18 protein-coding genes are annotated in these 24,812 nt (G+C 65.3%); 9 read left to right on the forward strand and 9 right to left on the reverse strand.

Features of this window, described 5'->3' with window-relative positions:
• Positions 1–471: 471 nt before the first annotated feature.
• A complete protein-coding gene (locus JLK41_RS06235) occupies positions 472–2,022 on the reverse strand; it encodes a vWA domain-containing protein (protein WP_210390607.1) in 1,551 nt (516 codons plus the stop codon).
• Between the two features lie 219 nt (positions 2,023–2,241).
• Here JLK41_RS06235 and rtcR point away from each other — a divergent pair, with 219 nt between their 5' ends.
• On the forward strand, positions 2,242–3,843 hold the full coding sequence (gene rtcR, locus JLK41_RS06240; protein ID WP_134677271.1) for an RNA repair transcriptional activator RtcR: 1,602 nt from the start codon (positions 2,242–2,244) through the stop codon (positions 3,841–3,843).
• Here the strand turns inward: rtcR and JLK41_RS06245 are convergent.
• On the reverse strand, positions 3,837–5,669 hold the full coding sequence (locus JLK41_RS06245; protein ID WP_483400362.1) for an Lnb N-terminal periplasmic domain-containing protein: 1,833 nt from the start codon (positions 5,667–5,669) through the stop codon (positions 3,837–3,839). The two genes, rtcR and JLK41_RS06245, sit on opposite strands and share 7 nt — an antisense overlap.
• Positions 5,670–5,835: 166 nt before the next feature.
• Here JLK41_RS06245 and JLK41_RS06250 point away from each other — a divergent pair, with 166 nt between their 5' ends.
• A complete protein-coding gene (locus JLK41_RS06250; protein WP_037047077.1) occupies positions 5,836–6,147 on the forward strand; it encodes a TraR/DksA family transcriptional regulator in 312 nt (103 codons plus the stop codon).
• Here JLK41_RS06250 and JLK41_RS06255 read toward each other — a convergent pair.
• Positions 6,140–7,780: a cation:proton antiporter gene (locus tag JLK41_RS06255; protein WP_175253117.1), complete on the reverse strand. Its 1,641-nt coding sequence runs from the start codon at positions 7,778–7,780 to the stop codon at positions 6,140–6,142. The genes JLK41_RS06250 and JLK41_RS06255 overlap by 8 nt on opposite strands.
• Before the next feature lie 183 nt (positions 7,781–7,963).
• Here JLK41_RS06255 and JLK41_RS06260 point away from each other — a divergent pair, with 183 nt between their 5' ends.
• The 6 genes from JLK41_RS06260 to JLK41_RS06285 all read left to right on the forward strand — a co-directional run bounded on the left by JLK41_RS06260 (position 7,964) and on the right by JLK41_RS06285 (position 13,731).
• A complete protein-coding gene (locus JLK41_RS06260; RefSeq protein ID WP_037047080.1) occupies positions 7,964–10,456 on the forward strand; it encodes a Lon protease family protein in 2,493 nt (830 codons plus the stop codon).
• Positions 10,457–10,620: 164 nt separating this feature from the next.
• Complete coding sequence (locus JLK41_RS06265) at positions 10,621–10,974, forward strand: PA4575 family protein (RefSeq protein WP_150608517.1); 354 nt, start codon at positions 10,621–10,623, stop codon at positions 10,972–10,974.
• A 129-nt stretch (positions 10,975–11,103) separates the two neighbouring features.
• Positions 11,104–11,601 (forward strand): TIGR00645 family protein, encoded by a 498-nt coding sequence (locus tag JLK41_RS06270; RefSeq protein ID WP_037047085.1) that lies wholly within the window; start codon positions 11,104–11,106, stop codon positions 11,599–11,601.
• Between the two features lie 128 nt (positions 11,602–11,729).
• Positions 11,730–12,032, forward strand: a complete 303-nt coding sequence (locus JLK41_RS06275; RefSeq protein WP_037047088.1) for a DUF6482 family protein — start codon at positions 11,730–11,732, stop codon at positions 12,030–12,032.
• On the forward strand, positions 12,029–13,588 hold the full coding sequence (locus JLK41_RS06280) for a cryptochrome/photolyase family protein (RefSeq protein WP_244976481.1): 1,560 nt from the start codon (positions 12,029–12,031) through the stop codon (positions 13,586–13,588). The genes JLK41_RS06275 and JLK41_RS06280 overlap by 4 nt, the downstream gene beginning before the upstream one ends.
• On the forward strand, positions 13,585–13,731 hold the full coding sequence (locus JLK41_RS06285; protein ID WP_081876413.1) for a DUF2256 domain-containing protein: 147 nt from the start codon (positions 13,585–13,587) through the stop codon (positions 13,729–13,731). The genes JLK41_RS06280 and JLK41_RS06285 overlap by 4 nt, the downstream gene beginning before the upstream one ends.
• On the opposite strand, the gene JLK41_RS06290 is transcribed toward JLK41_RS06285, so the two are convergent.
• The 3 genes from JLK41_RS06290 to JLK41_RS06300 all read right to left on the reverse strand — a co-directional run bounded on the left by JLK41_RS06290 (position 13,722) and on the right by JLK41_RS06300 (position 18,958).
• Positions 13,722–15,347: a methyl-accepting chemotaxis protein gene (locus tag JLK41_RS06290; RefSeq protein ID WP_210390609.1), complete on the reverse strand. Its 1,626-nt coding sequence runs from the start codon at positions 15,345–15,347 to the stop codon at positions 13,722–13,724. The genes JLK41_RS06285 and JLK41_RS06290 overlap by 10 nt on opposite strands.
• Positions 15,348–15,408: 61 nt before the next feature.
• Positions 15,409–16,479 (reverse strand): HD domain-containing phosphohydrolase, encoded by a 1,071-nt coding sequence (locus JLK41_RS06295; RefSeq protein WP_210390610.1) that lies wholly within the window; start codon positions 16,477–16,479, stop codon positions 15,409–15,411.
• Positions 16,469–18,958 (reverse strand): ATP-binding protein, encoded by a 2,490-nt coding sequence (locus JLK41_RS06300; RefSeq protein ID WP_210390611.1) that lies wholly within the window; start codon positions 18,956–18,958, stop codon positions 16,469–16,471. Before JLK41_RS06300 ends, JLK41_RS06295 begins: the two co-directional genes overlap by 11 nt.
• Positions 18,959–19,168: 210 nt before the next feature.
• Between JLK41_RS06300 and bamJ the strand changes: the two genes are divergently transcribed.
• Positions 19,169–19,798, forward strand: coding sequence for a BamJ family beta-barrel-assembly machinery protein (gene bamJ / locus JLK41_RS06305; RefSeq protein WP_047588739.1), 630 nt, complete (start codon positions 19,169–19,171; stop codon positions 19,796–19,798).
• 160 nt (positions 19,799–19,958) lie between these two features.
• Here the strand turns inward: bamJ and JLK41_RS06310 are convergent, their stop codons facing one another.
• From JLK41_RS06310 to JLK41_RS06320, 3 genes are all read right to left on the reverse strand, one after another.
• On the reverse strand, positions 19,959–20,186 hold the full coding sequence (locus JLK41_RS06310) for a PA4570 family protein (RefSeq protein ID WP_037047109.1): 228 nt from the start codon (positions 20,184–20,186) through the stop codon (positions 19,959–19,961).
• Positions 20,187–20,356: 170 nt separating this feature from the next.
• Complete coding sequence (locus JLK41_RS06315; protein ID WP_037047114.1) at positions 20,357–23,416, reverse strand: multidrug efflux RND transporter permease subunit; 3,060 nt, start codon at positions 23,414–23,416, stop codon at positions 20,357–20,359.
• 194 nt (positions 23,417–23,610) lie between these two features.
• The gene (locus JLK41_RS06320) at positions 23,611–24,768 is read right to left on the reverse strand and encodes an efflux RND transporter periplasmic adaptor subunit (RefSeq protein ID WP_047588743.1); all 1,158 of its coding nucleotides are present in this window, start codon (positions 24,766–24,768) and stop codon (positions 23,611–23,613) included.
• Between the last annotated feature and the right edge of the window lie 44 nt (positions 24,769–24,812).

A 24,812-nucleotide genomic window follows, 5' to 3' on the forward strand; every position in this document is an offset into this window, starting at 1 on the left:
TAACGGGCACATTTGCTCTACCGGCTGAGCTACAGCCTTGCGGCTGGCGGGATTCGAACCCGCGACCCAATGTAGTACCCGTGGCATTCGCTGCCGGCCCGCCGTGGCGGGCCAAAAAAGATGCGACGACAAGGTGTGGTGAAACGTTTTCGTGTTCTGCCATTGAACTACGACCCCGCAGTGATGGAGTCGACGGGATTCGAACCCGCATCTCGACCGTGGAAGGGTGTAGTTCCACCGGCATTCGTCGCAAAACTCTGAATCAGGTGGCACGACAAGATGAGTGACTGTTCCGTGTTGCCACGGGCCGGTATCGAACCCGGCATAACCAATGTACAGCCACTGGCATTCGTGCCTTCGTGCGCAGTCGACAAGGGTGTGATGAGACGTCTTGGATGTAGTCCCATCGGCATTCGAATGCGCTCGAAATCGTTGATCTGTGTGCCCGGCCGCAATGGGCCGGGCGCGTTGTCATAACTCCATCTGCTCGATGGCGTCGACCCAGTGGCCGGCGCCGAAGCGGCCGCTGGCGAACTGTGCCAGCACATCGAACACCGCGTCGCTGAAGCCGCCGACATTCAGGATGTCCTTGCGGTCCGCCGCCTGCGTGGTGCCGTAGGGCTGCAGATCGATGCAGATCAGCCGCGCTTGCGGGTTGATGTGCTTGATCCGTTCCCACTGCCGCAGGGTTTCGGTGGCACCATGGCGGCGGGCGTCGATCCAGGATTCGTTGTCGGAAACCAGAACCAGTGTGTCCACCTTGGCCTTGGCGTCGGCCAGTTGCTTGAGCGGCGCGGAGCAGCTGGTGCCGCCACCGCCGACCGCCGCCAGCTTCTGCGCGTTGCTCATCACGCTGTCACGCGGGTTGAGCGCCACCTTCACCACCTTGTTCTCGAACGGCAGTACCTGAGCACGCGGTTGCTTGCGCAGGATGGCCGCCGCCACCAGCGCCGCGACATCGATGCAGCGCACCGCCGTGGTCGCGCCCTGGCGGTAGCCGGTCACGGGGCTGTGCATCGAGCCGGACACGTCCGGGCACACCACCACATGGCCGCTCAGCGCCGGCACGTTGGCCAGCGACAGCTCCAGGGCATCCTGCAGCGCCTCGTGCACGGCCAGCGGCACACCGTCGCCGGTCATGCGGTAGGCGGCCAGCAGCTGGTACGGGTAAACCCGTGCCTTGGCCACGGCTTCGGTGTCAGCCAGGCGCTTTGCGACCCGCTCTGCGCAACCCTCGACCGCCAGTGCGCCATGGCGCAGCAGGGTGTTGAGGTTCATGCGCAGAGCCTGCCAGCCCATCCGTCCGGCCAGCTCAGCCCATTGCTCGGCGTTCAGCGTCTCGTTGCCGAGCAGCTGGAACGGCACGTCCGGCAGCTCGCTGCTGGCGCCGCTGCGGAAGGCCAGCAGGGCACGGGTCAGCGGCGGCAGGGCGGCGGCATCGGCCGGCTTGCCGATCAGCCAGGCGAAGAAGGCTTCGCGCCAGGCTTCGCTCGGCTTGGGGTGAACCATCTTCACCACGTCCGCCAGTGACGGCTGGTTGCCGATCGCCGCCTGCAGCAGCTGGCGTTCGCTGGCCGCGTTCAGCCAGTTCTGCACCAGGCGCTTGGGCTGCGAGCCGAGCGATTTGCGTCCGGTCACGCCGCTGCGCAGGATCTGCACGAAGGTGCGCAGCATCTTGCCGTTGTCCACCACCTGCTCGAACAGCGCCGGCACCAGGCTCGAGCGCTGGGCGGCCAGGGCTGCCAGCAGCAGGGCCGGCATGTCTTTCATGTGGCCTTTCTTGCGGGCGTACAGTGCGGCCTTGGCCACGTAGCGGGCGTCGAGTTCGGCGACCAGCTTCAGCACTTCGGCCAGCTGCGTTTCAGCATCGGCGTAGAAGGTCTGGTTCAGGCAGCCGGTGACGGCGAGCTGAGCCAGCTTGTGCTTGGGCGTGTAGGCATAAGCCGGTGCCTGCTGCTGATTCAGGGTGTCGCTGGCCGGCAGTTGCGCGGCCCGGGTGTTGAACAGATTGAAGTTGGCCATCGTGGCGTCTCGCTGTGTTTATCCGTTGTGCCAGGACTATTGCAGCGGCTGTGCCAGGTTTTGTTGGTTGGTTGTGATTAATTTTCAACTAATTGATTTGTAAGGATTTAATTTTATTTTATTGCTCGTAAGGGAAAAGCTTTCGACAGCGCGTTCTGCAATTTTAATATCTGATGATATCGTTGTTTATCTTTATAGATAGTTTCTGAGGCGGCGGATATGAATGGCAAGCGCACGGTCGCCATCGGTTTCATCGGCGCGACCCTGGATCGGGTCGGCAAGGGCGCCAACCGCTGGAACAAGTGGCGGCCGAGCATCGGTCTGTGTCAGCAGGCCGATCTGCTGATCGATCGCCTGGAGCTGATTCACGGTACCGATGCACGCGACCTCAGCCTGGCCGAGCGCATCCGCGCCGACATCCAGCAGATTTCCCCGGAGACCGAGGTGCGTCTGCAGCCGATGCACCTGCGCAACCCCTGGGATTTCGAGGAGGTGTATGGCGCACTGCATGACTTCACCAGTGGTTATGCCTTCGATACCGAGCACGAGGACTACCTGGTGCACATCACCACCGGTACCCACGTGGCCCAGATCTGCTGGTTCCTGCTGACCGAGGCGCGTTATCTGCCGGCGCGCCTGGTGCAGACCTCACCGGCGCGCAAGCGTGATGAGGCGGCGCAGGTCACCGGCACCCATGCACTGATCGACCTCGACCTGTCGCGCTATGACCGCATCGCCTCGCGTTTTCAGAGCAAGCGCCTGGAAAGCCTGGCCTTCCTCAAGTCCGGCATCGCCACGCGCAATGACGCCTTCAACCGCAGCATCGAGCAGATCGAACGGGTCGCGTTGCGCTCATCGGCGCCGATGCTGCTGATCGGCCCGACCGGTGCCGGCAAGTCGTTCCTCGCCCGCCGCGTGTACGAACTCAAGCGCAGTCGCCATCTGGTCGAGGGACGTTTCGTCGAGGTCAACTGCGCCACCTTGCGCGGCGATGGCGCGATGTCGGCGCTGTTCGGCCATATCAAGGGCGCCTTCACCGGTGCGCAGAACGCCCGCGACGGCCTGCTGCGCGCGGCCGATGGCGGCATGCTGTTCCTCGACGAGATCGGCGAGCTGGGTCTCGACGAGCAGGCCATGCTGCTCAAGGCCATCGAGGAAAAACGCTTCTTCCCGATGGGCTCGGACAAGGAGGTAAGCAGCGACTTTCTGCTGATCGCCGGCACGCACCGCGACCTGCGTACGCGGGTCGCCGAGGGCCTGTTCCGTGAGGACCTCTACGCCCGCATCAACCTGTGGACCTTCGAGCTGCCGGGCCTGGCCGGGCGGCGTGAGGACATCGAACCGAACATCGACTTCGAGCTGGAGCGTCATGCTCGCGAGCAGGGGCGCATGGTGCGCTTCAACCTGGAGGCACGGCGCCGCTACCTGGCGTTTGCCAGCTCGGGCGAGGCGGCCTGGCAGGGCAACTTCCGCGAGCTGTCGGCCTCGATCACGCGCATGGCCACCCTGGCCGACAGCGGGCGTATCGACGAGGCGCAGGTCGAGGAGGAAATCACGCGGCTGCGGCGGGCCTGGGGGCTGGCCCAGCAGCAGGACGCGCTGGGCGACCTGCTCGGGGAGCAGGCTGCCGGCCTCGATCTGTTCGACCGTCTGCAGCTGCAGGCGGTGATCGAGGTGTGCCGCCAGGCCGACAGCCTGTCGGAAGCGGGCAGACGCCTGTATCAGGTATCACGCCTGGCCAAGGCGCAACCCAACGATGCCGACCGTCTGCGCAAGTACCTGGCGCGCTTCGGCCTGGATTGGCAGGCGCTGCGTCAGTAGTGATACCAGCGCAGCTCCAGCTTCACCTCGTTGACCGGGCTGGCGAGTTGGCTGAACTCACGCTGGGCGCTCAGGCGCAGGCCGAGGTTGCGCGAGACTTCCCACTGCTGGTTGAGTGACAGGCGGCGGCGCACCTCTCCGTTGTGGAAAAAGTCGCCAGCCGCCTCCAGGGTCAGGTTGCCCATGGGGTTGCGCCAGAGCAGGCCGGTGTTGAAGCCCAGCGCGGGGGCGATGACGGCGGCGAAGTCCTCGTTGTATTCCAGGCGCGCGGTGCCGAGGGCGAAGCCGAGCAGGTCGTCGTGCAGTTGCCAGCTGGCGCCTGCACCGCCACTGAGATGACCGACCAGCGGAGTATCGCCGTCTTCACCCAGCACCCGCTCCAGCCCGCCACCGACCTGCCAGGAGAGCGGTTGCAGCAAGGCGTTGCGCGGAGTCAGCGAGCGGATGTTGGCCAGGTCCAGGCGCTGCAGCTGCCAGTGGTTGTTCTCGTACTGACGCAGCTTGAGCTGGAGAATCTCGATCTGTGCGCCGAGCGGGAAACCGTCGAGGTTGTCGTTCAGGTCGTGGTAGGCCATGCGCAGGCCGTACTCGGCGAAGGCGCGATCGTCCCGGCTGCCGCCGGCCAACTGCCAGGTCCGCGATTCGTGGCCTTCCTCGGGCAGCGGTGGGCGCTCGACGTCCAGTGCCGGCGGTGGATTGCGGCTGATGGCGCCGAGCAGCTGGAAGCTGCGCTGGGCGTTGCTGCTGCGCTCTTCGTCGTTGGCGTGGTAGCGCACCAGGCGGAAGGCCGCATCCTGCATCAGGGCGCGGCGCTCGGCAGGCAGGGCGGTGAAGGCGGCGGCGTCCAGTTGCGCCGGGTCCTGGCTCAGGCGCAGTACCCAGGCCTGCTCGTCGGCGTCCAGCGGGGCGGCACGCTCCTGCAGCTCGCGTTCACGCGACGGGCGATAGTCGATGCGCTCGATCAGCCCGGCGTCCTTGACCGCGCGCACGGTGTCGGTGGGGATGGCGGTGAGCGGGAAGTGCTCGGTCAGCTCGATGCCGGGGCGGGCGATTTCCAGCAGTTCCAGCAGGCGGTAGGAGCAGTTCTCGTCGAAGAAGAAGTAGTCGAAGCGGATCTGCTTGAGTTCCCAGACGTGCTCGACCATGCGCGTGGTTTCCTCCGGCGTCAGGTTGAGCCGGTACTCCCACAGGTCACGGTTCTCCAGGCGGTTGTACTCGCTGAGTTTCTCGCGGTACGGCACCAGGGCGAACAGGCCGGGGTAACCCCCCATCAGCCCGCGCCAGGCATAGAGGATGCTGTTGTCGTTGCCTTCGATGAAGGCCCCGAAGTTCAGCGCGTAGCTGAGCAAGGCGGTGTTGTGGCTGTCGATGTCGGGCTGGTCGATGCGCAGCAGGGTATGACCGAACATCGACGACGGGCTGTTCAGGTAGGCCGCCGGGAACACCAGCACCGTGCTGTGTGGGTTCACGTCGGCGATCCACGTGCGGTACTCGGCGCAGTCCGGGGTGGGCAGGTCGTTCAGTTGCAGCTGCGCCTTGAGCCAGCGCGTACGCGCCGGGTAGACGCACTGCGGGTGGCGGTCGCCCAGCTCGGCGGGCTGGTACAGCGCCTTGACGGTCGCCTGGAGCTCGGCTGCCGGGTCGCTGGCGCCGTGTTCCGCGAGAAAGAAATCGTCGTCGTCGACGTAGCTGCGCCAGCCACCGAGTTTGCCGGTTTCGTAATGGCCCAGGGCGATCCAGTAGGGATCATCAGCCAGTCGTTCGAGGCTGGTGGCATGCAGGGGCAGGCTGAGACTCAGGGCGATGACGGCGAATATCCGTTTCAAGGGCACTGTTCTTCTGCTTATGAGGATGGCCGAGCTTTGGTCAGCCATGCGCTGGGTGTCAAGGCAGTCGATGAACGCATTTCGCGCAAGTGCTGATCGGCGTCAGTCTTGCGCCGTGCGTGGCGGATCACACTGGCGATTCCTCACTCCCAAGGAGACAGGGCTCATGGCTCATCGAGATGTGCTGGACGCGCTGCAGCGCGACTATACGACCCGCGCCGAGGCGATTCGCCGCGATCTGGGGCGCACCCATTCGGCCGATTTCGCCGAGCAGGCGCAGCAACGGCAGAACGATGAAGTGCTGGAGGCCCTGCTGGCCGAGGCCGAGCAGGGCCTGGTGCGGGTGCGCCAGGCGCAGCAGCGGCTGGCCGAAGGGCGCTATGGCGAATGCCTGTGTTGTGGCGAGCCGATCGATGCGGCGCGCCTGGCCGCCATGCCGGTCGCCGAGTACTGCCTGCACTGCGCCGAGTTCAACTGAGCGGCGCCTCGACTTCCTGCAGCAGACGCCGGGCGGCCGAGTCGGCGGCGTCGATGTAGGGTTGCAGGACGCTGGCCGCGCCGGCGCGATTGAAGGCTTCCAGGTCGCCTTCGCGGAAGGCGCTGAGGGTCACGCTGCCGCGAAAGCCGGCACTGCGCGCGGCGCGCAGCAGCAATGCGTTGACCTCGCGCTGGGGGATGGTGCTGACCAGCGCGCGGGCCTGCTGCAGGGGCAGGTGGGCGATGAAGTCGGCGTCCTCGGCATCGCCGTAGCACACGGCCAGGCCGGCCTGGCGGGCGCTGGCCAGCGCCTGTGGGTCGAAGTCCACGCCCAGCACGCGCAGGCCACCCTCCTGCAGGCGGTGCGCCAGCTCGCGCCCGTAGCGACCGAGGCCGTAGACGATGACTTCCGGCTGTGCCTGGGCGGGGGCGTTGTCCTCGGCATTCTCGCGGTGGGCGACTTTTCGCTCGAACAGCCCGAGCCAGGGAGACAGGCGTTCGAACAGCGGTTGCGAGTAGAGAATCATGTAGGTGGACAGGGTGATGGTGATGATTCCCACCAAGGTCGTCAGTCCCAGTGCCGCTCCGCCCACGTGGCCGAGGCTGATGCCCATGGCGACGAAGATGATGGAGAACTCGCTGATCTGCGCCACCGTCAGGCCGGCCATGAAACCGGTGCGCTTGCGGTAGCCCATGGCGCCCATGATGGCCATGACGATCAGGGGGTTGCCGATCAGCACGAACAGCGACAGCAGCACGGCGCTGCCGATCTGCTGGTGCAGGTAGGAAAAGTCCAGCTGGATGCCCAGGTGCAGGAAGAAGAACAGCAGGAGGAAGTCGCGCAGGCTGGTCAGGCGGCTGGCGATCGCCTCGCGCAGCGGCGTGGAGGCCAGGCAGAAACCGGCGATGAACGCGCCCAGCTCCTTGGACAGGCCAAGTGCCTCGGCACCGCCCGCCAGCAGCGTGCCCCAGGCGATCGCCACCAGCATCAGCAGCTCGGGGGAGCGGGCCATGGGGGTCAGCAGGCGGGGCAGGGCGAAGCGCATCAGCAGATAGAGCACCAGCAGGCTGGCCAGCAGCGCGCCGATCAGGGCCAGCGGTGACAGGCCCGTGTGCTCGCCACTGGCCGGCTGGTACAGGCTGATCACCAGCATCGCCAGCACCACGGCGATGTCCTGCACGATGAGGAAACCCATGGCGATGCGCCCGTGCAGCGAGTCGATCTCGCCTTTGTCCGACAGCAGCTTGACGATGATGATGGTGCTGGAGAAGGTCAGCGCGACGGCGACGTAGCCGGCGCTCGTCCAGTCCAGGCCCAGCAGGCGGCACAGGGCCAGGCCGGCGAGGATGGTGAAGGCCAGCTGCCCCAGGCCCGTGGCCAGGGCCACCGCACCCAGGGTGCGTACCAGGTGCATGTCCAGCTTGAGACCGACGACGAACAGCAGCACGGTGATGCCGATTTCCGACAGCAGGCTGATGGAACTGTGATCGCCCGACAGGTTCATCACCGCCGGGCCGGCGAGAATGCCGACCAGGATGTAGGCGATGATCAGCGGCTGGCGCAGCTTCACGGCGAGCATGCCGAGCAGCGCGGACAGGCTGAGCAGGGCGGCGATTTCCTGAAAGGCACTCATAGGCAAGGTTCCTTGTGGTGGGGCTGCCTGTCGATGGCGCAGGCTTGGTGGGGCAATGCGTGGCAGCTTATCGCAGCACCGTTTTTGCGCATTGCCTTGAATCAAGCCTTGATCCTCTTCGCGCCACAGGCCCAGAATCACCCCATGTTTTGCGGAAGACTCCGCCCGCTATAAGGATCGCCAATGTCCAAGCGTAGCCTCGATGCTTTGCGCCTTGCCCCCGAATCACTGACCCGCCCCTTCGCCCCCGAGCAGTTCAATTTCGACAGTACCGATGATCTCGAACCCTTCCGCGGCGTGCTGGGCCAGGCGCGCGCGGTCGAGGCCCTGCAGTTCGGCGTGGCCATGCCGCGCCCGGGCTACAACGTGTTCGTCATGGGCGAGCCGGGTACCGGGCGCTTCTCCTTCGTCCAGCGCTACCTCAAGGCGGAAGCCAAGCGCATGGACACCCCGGCCGACCGCGTCTACGTCAACCACTTCGACGAGCCACGCGAGCCGCGCGCCCTGGAGCTGCCTGCCGGCACTGCCGGCGATTTCATCGCCGATATCAATCAGCTGATCGACAACCTGCTGGCCACCTTCCCGGCGGTGTTCGAGACGCCGACCTACCAGCAGAAGAAGAGCGCCATCGACCGTGGCTTCAACAAGCGCTACGACCAGGCGCTGGACGTGATCGAACGCCTGGCGCTGGAGAAGGGCGTGGCACTGTACCGCGACAGCAGCAACATCGCCTTCACCCCGATGGCGGACGGCAAGGCGCTGGACGAAGCCGAGTTCGCCCAGCTGCCGGAGGCCGACCGCGAGCGCTTCCACGCCGATATCGCCGAGCTGGAAGAGCGCCTGAACGAAGAACTGGCGAGCCTGCCGCAATGGAAGCGCGAATCGAGCAACCTGCTGCGCCAGCTCAACGAAGAGACCATCACCGTGGCCCTGCAGCCGCTGCTGGCGCCGCTGTCGGAGAAGTACGCGGAGAACGCCGGTGTCTGCGCCTACCTGCAGGCCATGCAGGTCAACCTGCTGAAGACCGCGGTCGAGCAGCTGGTGGATGTGGACAAGGCCGACCCGCAGCTGCGCAAGCTGCTGGAAGAGATGTACTGCCCGAGCCTGGTGGTCGGCCATCACGCCAATGGCGGCGCGCCGGTGGTGTTCGAGTCGCACCCGACCTACGACAACCTGTTCGGCCGTATCGAATACAGCTCCGACCAGGGGGCGCTGTACACCAGCTATCGGCAGCTGCGTCCAGGCGCCCTGCACCGGGCCAACGGCGGCTACCTGGTGGTCGAGGCGGAGAAGCTGCTCGGCGAGCCCTTCGTCTGGGAGGCGCTGAAGCGTGCCCTGCATTCGCGCCAGCTGAAGATGGAGTCGCCGCTGGGCGACCTGGGTCGCATTGCCACCGTGACCCTCAACCCGCAGGTCATCCCGCTGCAGCTCAAGGTGGTGATCATCGGCTCGCGCCAGCTCTATTACGCGCTGCAGGATCACGATCCGGACTTCCAGGAGATGTTCCGTGTGCTGGTCGACTTCGACGAGGACATCCCGCTGGCCGAGGACAGCCTGGAGCAGTTCGCCCAGTTGATGAAGACCCGCACCTCGGAAGAGGGCATGGCGCCGCTCACCGGCGCGGCCGTGGCACGCCTGGCCACCTACAGTGCGCGCCTGGCCGAGCACCAGGGGCGCCTGTCGGCGCGGATCGGCGATCTGTTCCAGCTGGTCAGCGAGGCCGACTTCATCCGTCAGCTGGCCGGTGAAAGCATCACCGAGGTCGGCCATATCGAGCGTGCGCTGAAGGCCAAGGCGACCCGCACCGGCCGGGTCTCGGCGCGGATCATCGATGACATGCTGGCCGGCATCATCCTCATCGACACCAGTGGCGCTGCCGTGGGCAAGTGCAACGGCCTCACCGTGCTGGCCGTCGGCGACTCGGACTTCGGCGTGCCGGCGCGTATTTCCGCCACCGTCTACCCCGGCGGCAGCGGCATCGTCGATATCGAACGCGAGGTGAGCCTCGGCCAGTCGATCCACTCCAAGGGGGTGATGATCCTCACCGGCTTTCTCGGCAGTCGCTATGCCCAGGAATTCCCGCTGGAGATTTCCGCGAGCATCGCCCTGGAGCAGTCCTATGGCTACGTCGATGGCGACAGCGCTTCGCTGGGCGAGGTGTGCACGCTGATCTCCGCGCTGTCGCGCACGCCGCTCAAGCAGTGCTTCGCCATCACCGGTTCGATCAACCAGTTCGGCGAAGTGCAGGCGGTCGGCGGGGTCAACGAGAAGATCGAGGGCTTCTTCCGGCTCTGCGAAGCGCGTGGCCTGACGGGCGAGCAGGGGGTGATCATCCCGCATTCCAACGTCGCCAACCTGATGCTCGACGAGCGCGTGCTGCAGGCGGTGCGCGCCGGCCAGTTCAACGTCTACGCCGTGCGCCATGTCGACGAGGCCCTGAGCCTGCTGGTCGGCGAGCCGGCCGGGCACCCCGACGAGAAGGGCCGTTTCCCCAAGGGCAGCGTCAACGCCCGGGTGGTCGAGCGCCTGCGCGATATCGCCGAGATCGGCCTGGAGGAAGAGAGCAAGCCGGTCGAGGCCGAGAAAGCCAAGGTCGAGAAGGCCAAGGCCGAGGCCGCCAAACCGGCCAAGGCACCCCGACGCAAGAAGGGCGAGGAGGAGGGCGGCGCCAGCTGATCGAATCTTGCACGACTGTCCCGGATCGCCTGAGGTAGCTGCCCCAGGCATCTTGCTCACCCGTCATGCACAGAGTTATCCACAGATTGAGTGAATAACTTTGGCTTCACAGTGCAAGCGTTCGGGGTGTAGGCTGAGGTCTGGATTCTGCGAGGGTCGTCGTCATGTCGCGCAGCCTCTGCCTTACCCGCCAATGCCTGGGCCTGGTGACCCGCATCGAATGCATCATCAGGCCACTGGCAGGAGACAACGGACGTTGGACGTTGCTCTGCGCTGCCGGGATGTCGGGGGCGCAACCTTCTGCGATCCGGGCCCAGGGCCCGTTCCATGGGCCTTTCGTCGCCGAAGACGTGCTCGAAGCGATCGCCGAGAGCCTGTTCGTGCAGGGATATGTCGAGTGCAGCGAACCGCCGATCTGGCGCGTGCACCTGCAGGCCGAGCTGCGCCGCGTCAACGGTGAGCGCTACAGCCTGCCAGGGTCCTTCCAGCGCCATCCCGAGACCGACGGGCAGAGCTGAGCGGCAGCGCCCCCCAGGGCTGCCCAGGCCCCGGTCCAGAGGGTTATCCACAATTTCACCGATGCTTCTGCTGCGGCCGGCTGCTGGTTATACTCGCCGCCGTTTTTCTTTTCCTTCTGTGAGCCACACATGGAACGCTTACTCGAAAACGCGATGTATGCCTCGCGCTGGTTGCTGGCGCCTATCTACTTCGGCCTGTCGCTCGCGCTGCTGGCCCTGTCGCTGAAGTTCTTCCAGGAAATCTTCCACATCCTTCCGCACGTGTTCGAGAAGAGCGAGTCGGAGCTCATCCTGGTGCTGCTGTCGCTGATCGACATGGCACTGGTCGGCGGCCTGCTGGTGATGGTGATGATCTCCGGCTACGAGAACTTCGTCTCGCAGCTGGACATCGATGAAGGCAAGGAGAAACTCGACTGGCTGGGCAAGATGGACTCCAGCTCGCTGAAGATGAAGGTTGCCGCCTCCATCGTGGCGATCTCCTCGATTCACCTGTTGCGCATGTTCATGGATGCCCAGCAGATCGAGAACGAGAAGCTGAAGTGGTACGTGATCATTCACATGACGTTCGTCGCATCCGCCTTCGCCATGGGCTATCTGGACAAGCTGACCAAGCCCAAGCACGACTGACCCGCACGCCCCCGACCGCCCGTCCGAACATGACGGGCGGTCTGCTTTTCAGGTTTGAGTTTTTCCTATGTTGTACAAGAATCAATTTTGTATAGGTTCTTGTATAGTTTAACCAGGAGGCCGACCTGATGAATCTGCATGACCTGTCTATCCACGCCCAGGCCGGGCGTATCGATGAACTGAACCTGATTTCCCTGGAGGGCGGTATCTATCTGCTCGAAGCGCAGATGGACGGCCGCAGCCATCCGATTCTCGACCCGCGCGGCAGCACGCTGAACCTGCGCTCGGTCGAGCACGCACGGGACGTCCTGCAGGAAATGCCGGCGCTGCCCTTCTTCCTGGTGCACAGTTCGGTGCACGACGAGATGTGCGGCATGCCGTCGGCTGACAACAGCCTGCGCGTGCCCATCGCCTTCCGTTCCAGTTGGTGACTGCCTCGTTCACGCGCGAGCCGGGTGTGCGCCGGCTGGTGCTGATCCTGGGGGACCAGCTGACGCCGGGCCTCGGTGCGTTGCAGGACATCGACCCGCAGCGCGATCACCTGCTGCTGGCCGAGGTAATGGAGGAGGCCAGCCATGTGCCGCACCACCCGCAGAAGATCGCCCTGATCTTCAGCGCCATGCGCCATTTCGCCGAGCAGTTGCGCGAGCAGGGGCTGCAGGTGCATTACGTGACCCTGGACGATGTGGACAACAGTGGCTCGCTGCCGGGCGAGCTGCTGCGCTGGACGCAGCAGCTCGATCCTGCCGAAGTGCACCTGACCGAATGCGGCGACTGGCGTCTGGAGCAGGCGCTGCGCCACTGCGGCGTGCCGATCCACTGGCATGCCGACTCGCGCTTTCTCTGCAGCCGGGAGGCCTTCGCCGACTGGGCGCAGGGACGCAAGCAGCTGCGCATGGAGTACTTCTACCGTGAGATGCGTCGCCGCAATGGCCTGCTGCTCAACCCCGACGGCACGCCCGAGGGCGGCGCCTGGAACTTCGACGCAGACAACCGCAAGGCGTTGCCGCGCGAGGTGCAGCCGCCCGCGCCGTTACGGATCGAGCCGGACGCCATCAGCCGTGAGGTGCTGGCGCTGGTGGCGCAGCGCTTCCCCGACCATTACGGCAGCCTGGACGGCTTCGACTATCCGGTGACGGCAGAACAGGCCGAGCGTCTCTGGCAGCACTTCCTCGTCCGGGGCCTCGCCGACTTCGGCGATTACCAGGACGCCATGGCCGACGACCAGCCGTTTCTCTTTCACTCGCGCATCAGTGCCGCATTGAACATCGGCCTGCTCGACCTGCGACGGATCTGCGCCGAGGTCGAGGCGGCCTACCGCGCAGGGGATGTGCCGCTGAACGCGGCCGAGGGCTTCATTCGCCAGCTGATCGGCTGGCGCGAGTACGTGCGCGGCATCTACTGGCTGCGCATGCCCGACTATGCCGAAGGCAATGCATTCGGCAACTCGCGTGCGTTGCCGGCGTTCTACTGGACCGGCGAGACGCGCATGAACTGTATGCGTCAGGCGATCGGCCAGACCCTGCGGCACGCCTATGCACACCACATCCAGCGGCTGATGCTCACCGGCAACTTCGCCCTGCTCGCCGGCATCGCGCCCAAGGCCATCTGTGACTGGTACCTGGCGGTGTACATGGACGCCTTCGACTGGGTCGAGTTGCCCAATACCCTGGGCATGGTGATGCACGCCGATGGCGGCTACCTCGGCTCCAAGCCCTACTGCGCCAGTGGTCAGTACATCAAGCGCATGTCCGATCACTGCCAGGGTTGCAGTTACAAGGTGAGCGAGAGCACCGGTGAGTCGGCCTGTCCGTTCAATGCGCTGTACTGGCACTTCCTCATGCGTCACCGCGACCCCCTGCAGCGCAACCCGCGCATGGGCATGGTCTACCGTAACCTGGCGCGCATGGACGACGCCCGGCAACAGGCGCTCTGGGACTGGGGGGAACGCCTGCTGGCGCGGCTGGATGCCGGAGAAATGCTGTGAAGAAGGGTGAGCTGCCGGTGAAGCTGTGCGCATGCTGCGGCCTGCCCTTCACCTGGCGCAAGAAGTGGGCACGCTGCTGGGACGAGGTGCGCTACTGCTCCGAGCGCTGCCGCCGTGCACGCCGCTCTGCGGTTCAGACCTGAAAACGCGCGACCATGCCCTGCATATCGGCCGCCAGGTTCGACAGGGCGCGGCTGGCGGTGCTGGTCTGTTCCGAGCCGGCCGAGTTCTGCAGCGACAGGTCGCGGATGTTGACCAGGTTGCGGTCCACCTCGCGGGCGACGTGGGCCTGCTCTTCGGTCGCGCTGGCGATCACCAGGCTGCGCTCGCCGATCTCGGCGATCGACTGGATGATCTGCTGCAGCGCGCTGCCGGCGCCCTGGGCGATATCGAGAGTGTGCTGGGCCAGGCCGTTGCTCGACTCCATGGCATGCAGCGCACGCTCGGTATCGTTCTGCACGGTGCCGATCATGGTTTCGATTTCCCGCGTCGACTGGCCGGTCTTGTGCGCCAGCGCGCGGACCTCGTCGGCGACCACGGCGAAGCCACGGCCCGCCTCGCCGGCACGCGCGGCCTCGATGGCGGCGTTGAGGGCGAGCAGGTTGGTCTGTTCGGCGATGCCGCGAATCACATCCAGCACCTTGCTGATGCCGCGAATCTTGTCGGCCAGCTCACCGAAATCGCTCGAGGTGCCATCCACATTGCTGGCCAGCTGGCTGATCGACGACAGCGTCTGGGCGATGCGTTCGCTGCCCTGCTGGGCGACCTGGCCCGACGCGTTGGCGCTTGCCGAGGCACTGGCGGCGTTGCGCGCCACCTCGTCCACCGCCGTGCTCATCTCGGTGACGGCCGTGGCGGCCTGGTCGATCTCCTGGCTCTGCTGGTGCAGATTGAGCGCCGTGTTCTCGGTCACGGCGCTGAGTTGTTCGGCGGCGGAGGCCAGCTGGTCGGAGGCATCGGCGATCTGTTCGATGGTGCCGCGCAGGTTGCCTTGCATGCTCTTCAGGGCCAGCAGCAGCCTGGCCGGTTCGTCGTTGCCCCGGGTGTCGAAGCTCAGGGTCAGATTGCCGCCCGCCACCGAGTCGGCCACCTGCACGGCCTCGGCCAACGGCCTGACGATGCTGCGCGTCAGCAGCGTCGCGAGGATCGCCGTGGCGATGGCCGCCAGGGCCATGGCCAGCACGGTGCCGCGCAGGGCATGGCTGTACACGGCGCCGGAGGATTGTGCCGCCGCTGACGCGCCCTGGCGGTTCAGCGCGATCAGGGCGTTGAGGGCTGCGACCATGGCGTCGGACTGCTCGTTGAAACTGCCGCCAAGTACGTTGTGAGCCTTCTGCCGGTCACCCTGGCGCAGGTCCTCGACGAGTTGCTTGCGCAGGGCGAGATAACTGGCTTCCGCGGCCTTGAAGCGATCGAACTGGGCGCGCTCCTCGCTCGAGCTGATCAGGGTTTCGTAGCGTTGCTGGGCCTGCTCCAGGTCGGCGAGCAACTCGTCGGCCAGCGGCATGCTCGCCTGCAACTGCTGGGCGTCTTCGCTCAACGCCATGCGCAGGGTCAGTGCACGCAGGCGCAGGACGTCCTGGGTGACGTCGCCGAGGGTATTGAGGCTGGGTATCCAGTTGTCCTCGACCTCGCTGGAGTGGGCATGCATGCTGCGCATCTGCTGCAGGGCGAAGCCCCCCAGCGCGAACACCAGTAACGCAATCAAGCCAAACCCTATTGCGGCGCGTGGGGCGATGGAGATGGATCTGAAGTTCATGCTGGCGGTACCCGAGTTGTGATGGCGGTGGCCAGGCCTTGCCTGGCCTGGTCCGCGAAGGTCATTTCGCCTGTGGCGCGTCGCTGAGGTCCTGCTGCAGGGCCTCTATCTGCTCGTACAGCCCCTCGACGATGGCGACCAGGGCCGGGTCGAAGTGCTTGCCCGACTGTTCACGGATGAAGGCCTGCGCCTTCTCCCGTGGCCAGGGAGCCTTGTAGGGGCGCGCCATGCGCAGGGCGTCGTAGACGTCGCAGATGGCGACGATGCGCCCGGAGAGTGGTATCGCCTCGCCTTTCAGACCTTCAGGATAGCCGCTGCCGTCCCATTTCTCGTGGTGGCTCAGGGCGATCTCTGCTGCCAGGGCGGTCAGTTCCGAGGCGTGCTGGTCGGAAAGAATGGCGTGGCCGATCTGCGGGTGCTGCTGCATCAGCTGCCGCTCGTCATCGTTGAGCCTGCCGGGCTTGAGCAGGATCTCGTCGGCTATGCCGATCTTGCCGACGTCGTGCATGGGTGCCGCCTGGCGGATCAGCTCGACCCAATGCGGGTCCATGCCGTGGGCCTGGGCGATCAGCGCGGCGGACTCGCCGATGCGCATGATGTGGTTGCCGGTCTCGTTGTCACGGTAGGCCGCTGCGCGCGACAGGGTACGCACCACCGCGCCGTAGCTCAGGGTCAGTTGCGCGGTGCGCTCGCGCACGCGTTGTTCCAGGGTGCGGTTGGCTTCGTGCAGGGCCAGGGTCGCCTGGTTCATCTGCAGGCTGTTGCGCACGCGCAGGATCATCTCGGGCAGGTCGACCGGCTTGCTCAGGTAGTCGTTGGCGCCCAGCTCCAGGCCGGTACGCCGGCTGGCCGTATCGCTGAGGGCGGTGATGATGATGATCGGATTGGTGCTGCGGTCGCGACCGGACAAGGCGCGCAGGATATCGAAGCCGTTGGGGGCGGGCATGTCCAGGTCGAGCAGCAGCAGGCTCCAGGGGTTGTGCTGCAGCCATTCCAGCGCAGCGGCGGAATCCGAGAAGCTGATGGTGTTGCGCAGGCCGAAGGCCTTCAGGCTGGATTCGAGCAGGCGGCTGTTGGCGACCACATCGTCGACGATGACCACCCGTGATTGCTGGAAGTCCTTAGAGAGCATGCGGTGCCTCCTGGCCAGTCAGGTCTCGGACCAGCTGGTAAAGCTCGTTGGGGTCGATGGGTACGGCGAGCAGGGCACTGACGCCGAGCCCCACCAGCTCCTCGAGCTGGTCCTCACGGCTCAGCAGCACGACCGGCAGGTCTGCCAGCTCGGGGCTCTGGTGCAGCGTGCGCAGCAGTTCGCGCCCGTCCAGGCCGTGCATGTCCACGCTCAGCAGCAGCACGTCGGGGCGCTGGGCGCGCAATGCCGTCAGCAGTTCGCGGCCATCGTCGAACTGCAGCAGGTCGGAGTCCGACAGCGCCAGGCTGACGAGTTCGCGGTTACGCTCATCCAGGTCGCCGTGATAGACGCGGGCCCTGGCCTTGTGCGGCTGCTCCGTGGCGCTGCGCTCGGACTCCCTGTAGCGGGGCAGGCTGATCCAGAAGCGGCTGCCCTGCTCGGGCTGGCTTTCCAGGCCCATCTCGCCGTTCATCAGGGCGGCGTACTCCTTGCACAGCGAGAGGCCGATCCCGGTGCCCTGGATGGCGCCGTTCTCCTGACCGAGGCGCTGGAACGGTTCGAACAGCAACGGTTGCAGCTCGCTGGCGATGCCCATGCCGGTGTCGCTGACCATCAGTCGGACCTGTTCATCCCGGGCCTGGCAGCTCAGGGTGATGCTTCCGGCGGGGGTGTACTTGATCGCATTGGAGAGCAGGTTCAACAGCACCTGGCGCAGGCGCCGCTGATCGGCCAGCACCGGCAGGGGCTCGCTCGGCAGTGACACCTGCAGGCTCAGGCCGCGTGCTTCGACTTCCGGGGCGACCAGGTCCGCGCACTCGTGCATCAGCTCGACGGCGTCGACCTTCCGCAACTCCAGGCGCGGTTGATCGCTCTGCAGGCTGGACCAGTCGAGAATGTCCCCGACCAGCTGGTTGAGGTGACGGCTGGCCAGCAGAATCTCTTCCAGGTAGTCGGTCTCCTGGACGTCTTGCGGTGCCTGTTGCATGCGCATCAGCTGGGCGAAGCCCTGAATGGCATTGAGCGGGGTGCGCAGCTCATGGCTCATGCTGGAGATGAACTGGCTCTTGGCCAGGCTGGCCTCCTGCGCTTCATGGGTGGCGCGCTGCAGCTGGGTGGCATTGCGCTCCAGTTGCTGGCCCATGGATTCGACGTCGTCGATGATGGTTTCCAGCTCGGCGATGGTGGTCGCCGGGCGCTTCGGCTTCCAGTTGCCCTGGCCGATTTCACGGAGCATGGTGACGATGCCGCCGATGGGCTGGCGTAGCCGCTCGGTCAGCTTGCGGGCGCGGCCCCACATGAAGGCGAAGAACACCAGGTAGAACAGCACCAGGCCGGCGATCAGCAGGTAGCCGATGTCGCGGTAGTGGCTGGCCAGGGCATTGGTCTGGCTGAACACCACGCTCTCGTCGACGATCGCCAGCAGGTGCCAGCCCGTCGCCGGGATACTGGCCCAGGCCACCAGCTTGGGCTGGCCATCAAGCGACATGGCGAGGACACCATTGCTGCGCTCGCCGATGCTTTTCGCCAGGGCCATGGTGTCGTTGCGCTTCAGCAGGTTGAAATCTTCCGGCTTGAACAGCTCCGAGCTGATGGCGTCATCGTAGGAGTGCGTGGTCAGCTCGCTGAGGCCAAAGTCCGTTTCACCGGCCGGAGGCAAGGCCATGATGTTCATCTCGTTGCTGACGATCACCGCGTAGCCGCCCCAGGGCACGTCCAGGCCCTGGATATGTTCGAGCAACTTGCTCACGGTGACGTCCAGGCCGACCACTCCCTCGAGGAAGTCGCCCCGAAACACCGGGGCGATGGCGGAGAGCATCCAGCCCTGGCCTGCCGGGTCGAGGTAGATGTCGGTCAGCTCGACCTTGCGCTCGGGGTTGTGCGCGGCGTCCGCCAGGTAATAGAAGTTGAAGTCCGGGATGACCATGTCGTGAGGGTATTGCTGCGACGTGTCGAACCAGGGGTAGATGCGGTTGTAGCTGTCCCAGCTGTTGAAGTAGATGCTGGCGACCAGCGGATTCTGCCGCACCGTTTCGCGCATCAGCGGGTCGAGCTGGGCGAGCCGGGCGACCTTGCTCAGGTCCTGCTGCTGCAGCGGCGTGACGTTGGAGTAGAAGGACGCCGAGCCGCCGTCATCCTCGGCGCTGTAGCGCACGCCACTGGGTGTGACGGCCAGTTCGGCCGGGGCGACAGGTCGCTGGTCGTGCAGGGTCTGCTGGGTCAGCGCCGCGTAGGTGGATGTCAGCCGCGAGATATGGCCCAGTTCGCTTTCGAACAGATGGGCTTCCTGTTCGGCCGCGCTTTGCAGGTCGTTGAGTGCGGTCTCGCGCAGGTGGGACATCTGCGCATCACGAATGGAGACGTTGCTGATCAGATAGACGCTGATGAGTACGGTTTCCACCAGGATCAGCGGGATCAGGGCCGTTTGAGCGAAAGCACGCCATATCCATGTCCGAAGACTGACGCGAGAGCTATCTTGCATGACGCACTCTCCTGCGCGGGGAAGCGAACGAATGATATCAATATGATATCTGTCCTTTTCTTAAGTGAGGCTTAGCTAAAGGTAGTAGCAAATGCGTGGCACCGAGGGCGAGCGGGCCATTTGCGTTCGGCAGGCTGGCGCGGCGTCCGGTCGAATCCTGTTCTGTGCTAGGCTGGCCGACCTTTTTGTAGCCCCAAGCGGAGCCTTTTCATGTCCGAATTCACCTTCAGCCCCGATCTGTCCTCCGACGAGGGCCGCGTCAGTTACGGCATCGGTCGTCAACTCGGTGGTCAGCTGCGCGACAACCCGCCGCCGGGCGTCGACCTGCAGGCCATCCTCGCCGGTCTGACCGATGCCTTCTCCGGCCAGGCCAGTCGCGTTTCCGAGGCCGAGCTGGGGGCCAGCTTCAAGGTCATCCGCGAGATCATGCAGGCCGAAGCCGCTGCCAAGGCCGAAGCGGCTGCAGGCGAAGGCCGTGCCTACCTGACCGAGAACGCCAAGCGTGAAGGCGTGACCGTATTGCCGTCCGGCCTGCAGTACGAAGTACTGGTGGCGGGCGAGGGCGCCAAGCCGTCGGCCGAGGACCAGGTGCGTACCCATTACCACGGCACCCTGATCGACGGCACCGTGTTCGACAGCTCCTACGAGCGTGGCCAGCCGGCTGAATTCCCGGTGGGCGGCGTGATTCCGGGCTGGGTCGAGGCCCTGCAACTGATGGGTACCGGCAGCAAGTGGCGCCTGCACGTGCCGAGCGAGCTGGCCTATGGCGCCCAGGGCGTCGGTAGCATCCCGCCGCACAGCGTGCTGGTGTTCGACGTCGAGCTGCTCGACATCCTGTAAGCGCCATCCGCAGGCGGGTCGCTGGCGTTAGCCTTGCATCGTGATCACGGTGCAAGGGTGAAACGTCGTCCATCCTGCGCGGCTGCAACGAAACGGGGCGCCCTGGTGACAGGGCGCCCCGTTTGCGTTTTGGCGCCAGGGCTGGCGCTCGACGTGTCGCTCAGGGGCGCAAGGCCCTGGCATAGCAGAACAGGAACAGGCTGCGCACCAACTCCTTGAGCACGATGGGCTCGCTCGAACTCAGTTCGTGCAGGTCCAGGTCACCCTGGTCACGCAGCTCGTCCAGCGCATCTTCTTCCAGCACGGCGCAGACTTCGCCGGTCTGGCGGTTGAGGATACGCAGGTAGGGATGTGGCCGATCCAGCCAGGCATCGATCAGGTAGGTCATGGCAGTTCTCCTTGGCCGTCTTTACGTAACTGAGAATAATTCCTATTACGCAAATAGCAAGGATTAATTGCGACCTTCTGTCGGTTGGGTGAATCAGCAGCTGGCTGGCAGGGGCGCCGCTGGGAAGGCTCCGGCCGCGACAGGCGCAGCCGGAGCCCTCCACGGGGCGATCAGTGAGCGGGCGAGGCCTCGGCCTGCGCCTGTGGCTGCGCGTCCGGCTTGGCCAGCAGGCTGTAGACGCAGGGCAGGACGAACAGGGTGAACAGGGTGCCGACGCTCATGCCGGTGGCGATCACCAGGCCGATGTCGAAGCGGCTCACCGCACCGGCACCGGTGGCGAAGATCAGCGGCAGCATGCCGAAGACCATCGCGGCAGTGGTCATCAGGACCGGGCGCAGGCGGATCGCCGCGGCCTCCTCGATGGCCTCGCGCAGGGGCAGGCCCTTCTCGTGGCGCAGCTGGTTGGCGAACTCGACGATGAGGATGCCGTGCTTGCTGATCAGGCCGATCAGCGTCACCAGGCCCACCTGGGTGTAGATGTTCATCGTCGAGAAACCGAGGAAGATCGGGATCAGCGCGCCGCAGATCGACAGCGGCACGGTCACCAGGATCACCAGAGGGTCACGGAAGCTTTCGAACTGCGCCGCCAGCACCAGGAAGATGATCGCCAGCGCCAGGGCGAAGGTGACGAACAGCGCGCTGCCTTCCTGGATGTACTGACGCGAGGCACCGGCGTAGTCGAAGCTGTAGCCGCGTGGCGCTTCTTCCCGGGCGATGGCGGTGATGGTGTCGATGGCCTCGCCCTGGCTGACGATGGCCACGCCCTCGATGATTGCCGAGTTGAGCTGCTGGAACTGCTTGAGCTTGGTCGGTCGGGCGCGATCGCTGAGGGTGATCAGCGTACCCAGCGGGACCATGCTGCCGCTCTCGCTGCGCACGTAGTAGTTGTCCAGCCAGCCCGGATTCTCGCGGTAGGCGCGCTCGACCTGGGCGATCACCTTGTAGCTGCGGCCGTCGATGGTGAAGCGGTTGATCTCGCCTTCGCCGAGCAGGCTGGCCAGGGTGCTGCCGAGGTCCTCCATGGACACGCCCATCTGCGCGGCCTTCTCGCGGTCGATGTCGACCACGATCTCCGGCTTGTCGAAGGCCAGGTCGATGTTGAGGAAGGCGAACTTGCCCGACTCCTGTGCGCGCGCCTTGACCCGCTCGGCCACTTGCAGCAGCGACTCGTAGTCGTTCGGCGTGTTGATCACGAACTGGAACGGCAGGCCTTCACCGGTACCCGGCAGCGACGGCAGGTTGAAGCCGAAGATCTGCAGGCCGGGGATATGGTTAAGCTTGGCCTGCACCTCGGGAAGAATCTCCATCTGCGTGCGGTCGCGCTCGTCCCAGGGCGTCAGCAGGAAGCCGCCGATGCCCGACTGCACACCGTCGAAGCCGTTGATCTGGAACGACGAGTAGTACTCGGGGAAGGTCTTGAAGATCTCCACGAACTGGTTGGTGTAGGCGTTGACGTAGTCGAGGTTGGTCGGCTGCGGTGCGTTGGCGAAGAGGAACACGATGCCCTGATCTTCCTCGGGCGCCAGTTCGCTCTGGGTGAAGCTGAGCAGTACCGGGATCAGCGCCATGACGATCAGGCCGAACACCACCACCACCGGACGGGTGTTGAGGGTGCCGTGCAGCATCTTCTGGTAACGCTGCTTGAGCTTGTCGAAGATCATGTCCAGGCGATGGGCCAGGCCTGAGGGGTTTTCCTCGTGGCGCAGCAGCTTGGCGCACATCATCGGCGACAGGGTCAGGGCGACGATGCCGGAGATGATCACCGCACCGGCCAGGGTCAGGGCGAATTCCTTGAACAGTGCCCCCGTCAGGCCTTCGAGGAAGCCGATCGGCGCATACACGGCGGCCAGGGTGATGGTCATCGAGATCACCGGCACGGCGATCTCGCGGGCGCCCTCGATGGCGGCATCGAAGGGGGTCTTGCCTTCCTCGATGTGGCGGTGGATGTTCTCCACCACGACGATGGCGTCGTCCACCACCAGGCCGATGGCCAGCACCATGGCCAGCAGAGTCAGCAGGTTGATCGAGTAGCCCATCAGCTGCATGAAGAACAGCACGCCGATCATCGACAGCGGAATGGTCACCACCGGGATCAGGACCGAGCGGAAGGCGCCGAGGAACAGGAACACCACGACGATGACGATCAGCACGGCCTCGGCCAGGGTCTTCACCACTTCGTCGATGGAGGCCTGGATGAACTGGGTGGCGTCGTAGGCGATGGCCACCTTGAGGTTCGGCGGTAGCTGCGCTTCCAGCTCGGGCAGGGCCTTGCGCACTTCCTTGATCACGTCCAGCGGGTTGGCGCTGGGGGTGCCCTTGATGGCGATGTACACCGAGGGGATGCCATCGAAGGAGCTGATCGAGTCGTAGTTGGCCGCGCCCATCTCAACGCGGGCGATGTCACGCACCAGCACGCGGGTGTCGCCGACCGTCTTCACCGGGATGGCACCGAAGGCGTCGACCGACTTCAGATCGGTGCTGGCGTTGATGCTGGTGACCACGTACTGGCCCTTCACCTCGCCGGCGGCGGAGAGGAAGTTGTACTTGCGCACCGCGCTGTTGAGGTCGCCGGCGGTAACGCCATAGGCAGCCATCTTCACCGGGTCCAGCCACAGGCGCATGGCGAATACCTGGTTGCCGAGGATCTGCGCCTCGGCCATGCCGGGCAGGGTGGCCAGCTTGGGCTGGATCACGCGCGACAGGTAGTCGGTGATCTGCGGGTTGGACAGCTCGTCGCTGTAGAAGCTGACGTACATCAGCGCCGAGGCGTCGGCGGCCTCTTTCGACAGCACCGGGTCCTCGGCATCCTGCGGCAGCTGGTTCTTCACCTCGTTGGCCTTGGCCAGCAGTTCGGTGAACAGGCGGTCGCTGTTGGCGCCGATACGCGCGTAGATGGAGATCGTGGACAGGTTCTGCTGGCTCGACGAGGTCATGTAGTCGATGCCTTCGGCGCTGGCCAGGCTCTGCTGCAGGGGCTGGGTGATGTAGCCCTGGATGGTCTCGGCGTTGGCTCCGGGGTAGGAGGTGGTCACCGTGATCAGGGCATTCTCCATCTGCGGGTACTGGCGGATGACCAGCTTGCTGAACGCCTGGAAACCGAGCAGGACGATCAGCAGGCTGACCACGGTGGCCAGCACCGGGCGGCGGATGAAGGGATCGGTAAAAGCCATAAGGGTTTCCTTGGCCGCCCTGCGGCGGCCTGTCTATCAACAGTTGCGCACGTTCTGCGCCGCTCCCCGTTCGTGGGGGCGGGGCCGGGGTGCGGGAGCATCGTGGCGCTCCCCGGTTCCCCTCACCGGGTCCCTCCGCGGAGGGGCCCGGCGCGACGCACGCTCAATCGAACAGCATTACAACGGAGACGAAGTCACTGCGCGGTGGCGTCAGCCGGTTCGTCTGTCCCGAGCTGCTGCGCCTGGTCGTCGACGATGGCCACGTGGGCACCGTTGTCCAGCTTGAGCTGGCCGGAGGTGACCACCTGCTCGCCGGCCTGCAGGCCCTTGCTGACCACCACGCGACCGTCACGGCGCTCGCCGGTCTCGACGAAGCGGCGCTCGACGGCCAGTTGCGTGGTGCCGTCGGCATCCTTGACCGGTTCGCCGTCCTCGCCCTTCTTCTCGGCGATGACGTACACCGAGTTGCCGTACAGGGTGTAGGTGATGGCGGTTTCCGGGACCACGACGCGCGGCTGGTCATCCGGCAGCAGCACTTCCAGGTTGGCGAACATGCCCGGCAGCAGTTTCTCGTCCGGGTTGTTCAGCGTGGCACGCACCTGCAGGTTGCGCGTCTCGTTCTCCACCTTGGGGTTGATCGCGCTGATGCGACCGTCGAAGGACTGCCCCGGATAGGCGGCGACGCTCAGCTTGACCGGCTGACCGACCTGCAGCTGCGGCGCACGCTGCTCCGGGAGGAAGAAGTCGACATGCAGGCGTGACAGGTCCTGCAGGGTGGCGATGGTGGCGCCTGGCGAGAGGTAGTCGCCGGTGTCGACCTGACGGATGCCGATGGTGCCGGCGAATGGCGCACTGATGCGCTTCTTCTCCAGCTGCGCCTTGAACTGGGCGACGCTGGCGCTGGCCTTCTGCAAGGTCGAGGACAGGCGGTCGAACTCGCTCTTGGAGATGTTCTGCCGGCTGACCAGGCTGCGTCCGCGCTCGAACTCGACCTGCGCCAGGCTGCGTTCGGCCTCGGCTGTGGCCAGGCTGGCGCGCTCCACTTCGCTGTCGAGCTGGATCAGCGGCTGGCCCTGGGTCACTTTCTGCCCGGACTCGAACATCACGTCGCGCACGATGCCTTCCACTTCTGCGGCAAGGTCGACGCCCTGGAATGCCTTGAGGGTGCCGATGGCGGGCAGGCGGCCTTGCCACGGCTGCTCTTCGGCATGCGCTGCGGACACGCTGATGGCCGGCTGCGGGGCCGAGAACATCTGGATCTGCTGGTAGATGGAGAAGCCTTTGTAGGCGGCGAGGGCGAGTACCACGAGCAGTACGACGCCGAGCATGATGAGCATGCGACGGAGCAACATATTCCGTTTCCTTGGCGAGCAGGGGGAGGCCTGGGAATAGGCAA

Origin of the sequence: Ectopseudomonas khazarica, assembly GCF_017915135.1 — a bacterium.
Taxonomy (GTDB): Bacteria; Pseudomonadota; Gammaproteobacteria; order Pseudomonadales; family Pseudomonadaceae; genus Aquipseudomonas; species Aquipseudomonas khazarica.

Excerpts from the sequence above, each read along its gene's own strand:
- JLK41_RS06235 (WP_210390607.1), bottom strand. The coding sequence starts at position 2,022 with ATGGCCAACTTCAATCTGTTCAACACCCGGGCCGCGCAACTGCCGGCC.
- JLK41_RS06255 (WP_175253117.1), bottom strand. The coding sequence starts at position 7,780 with ATGAGTGCCTTTCAGGAAATCGCCGCCCTGCTCAGCCTGTCCGCGCTG.
- JLK41_RS06315 (WP_037047114.1), bottom strand. The coding sequence starts at position 23,416 with ATGGCTTTTACCGATCCCTTCATCCGCCGCCCGGTGCTGGCCACCGTG.
- JLK41_RS06300 (WP_210390611.1), bottom strand. The coding sequence starts at position 18,958 with ATGCAAGATAGCTCTCGCGTCAGTCTTCGGACATGGATATGGCGTGCT.
- JLK41_RS06320 (WP_047588743.1), bottom strand. The coding sequence starts at position 24,768 with ATGTTGCTCCGTCGCATGCTCATCATGCTCGGCGTCGTACTGCTCGTG.
- JLK41_RS06270 (WP_037047085.1), top strand. The coding sequence starts at position 11,104 with ATGGAACGCTTACTCGAAAACGCGATGTATGCCTCGCGCTGGTTGCTG.
- JLK41_RS06260 (WP_037047080.1), top strand. The coding sequence starts at position 7,964 with ATGTCCAAGCGTAGCCTCGATGCTTTGCGCCTTGCCCCCGAATCACTG.
- JLK41_RS06265 (WP_150608517.1), top strand. The coding sequence starts at position 10,621 with ATGTCGCGCAGCCTCTGCCTTACCCGCCAATGCCTGGGCCTGGTGACC.
- JLK41_RS06275 (WP_037047088.1), top strand. The coding sequence starts at position 11,730 with ATGAATCTGCATGACCTGTCTATCCACGCCCAGGCCGGGCGTATCGAT.
- JLK41_RS06310 (WP_037047109.1), bottom strand. The coding sequence starts at position 20,186 with ATGACCTACCTGATCGATGCCTGGCTGGATCGGCCACATCCCTACCTG.
- JLK41_RS06290 (WP_210390609.1), bottom strand. The coding sequence starts at position 15,347 with ATGAACTTCAGATCCATCTCCATCGCCCCACGCGCCGCAATAGGGTTT.
- JLK41_RS06295 (WP_210390610.1), bottom strand. The coding sequence starts at position 16,479 with ATGCTCTCTAAGGACTTCCAGCAATCACGGGTGGTCATCGTCGACGAT.
- bamJ (WP_047588739.1), top strand. The coding sequence starts at position 19,169 with ATGTCCGAATTCACCTTCAGCCCCGATCTGTCCTCCGACGAGGGCCGC.
- rtcR (WP_134677271.1), top strand. The coding sequence starts at position 2,242 with ATGAATGGCAAGCGCACGGTCGCCATCGGTTTCATCGGCGCGACCCTG.
- JLK41_RS06250 (WP_037047077.1), top strand. The coding sequence starts at position 5,836 with ATGGCTCATCGAGATGTGCTGGACGCGCTGCAGCGCGACTATACGACC.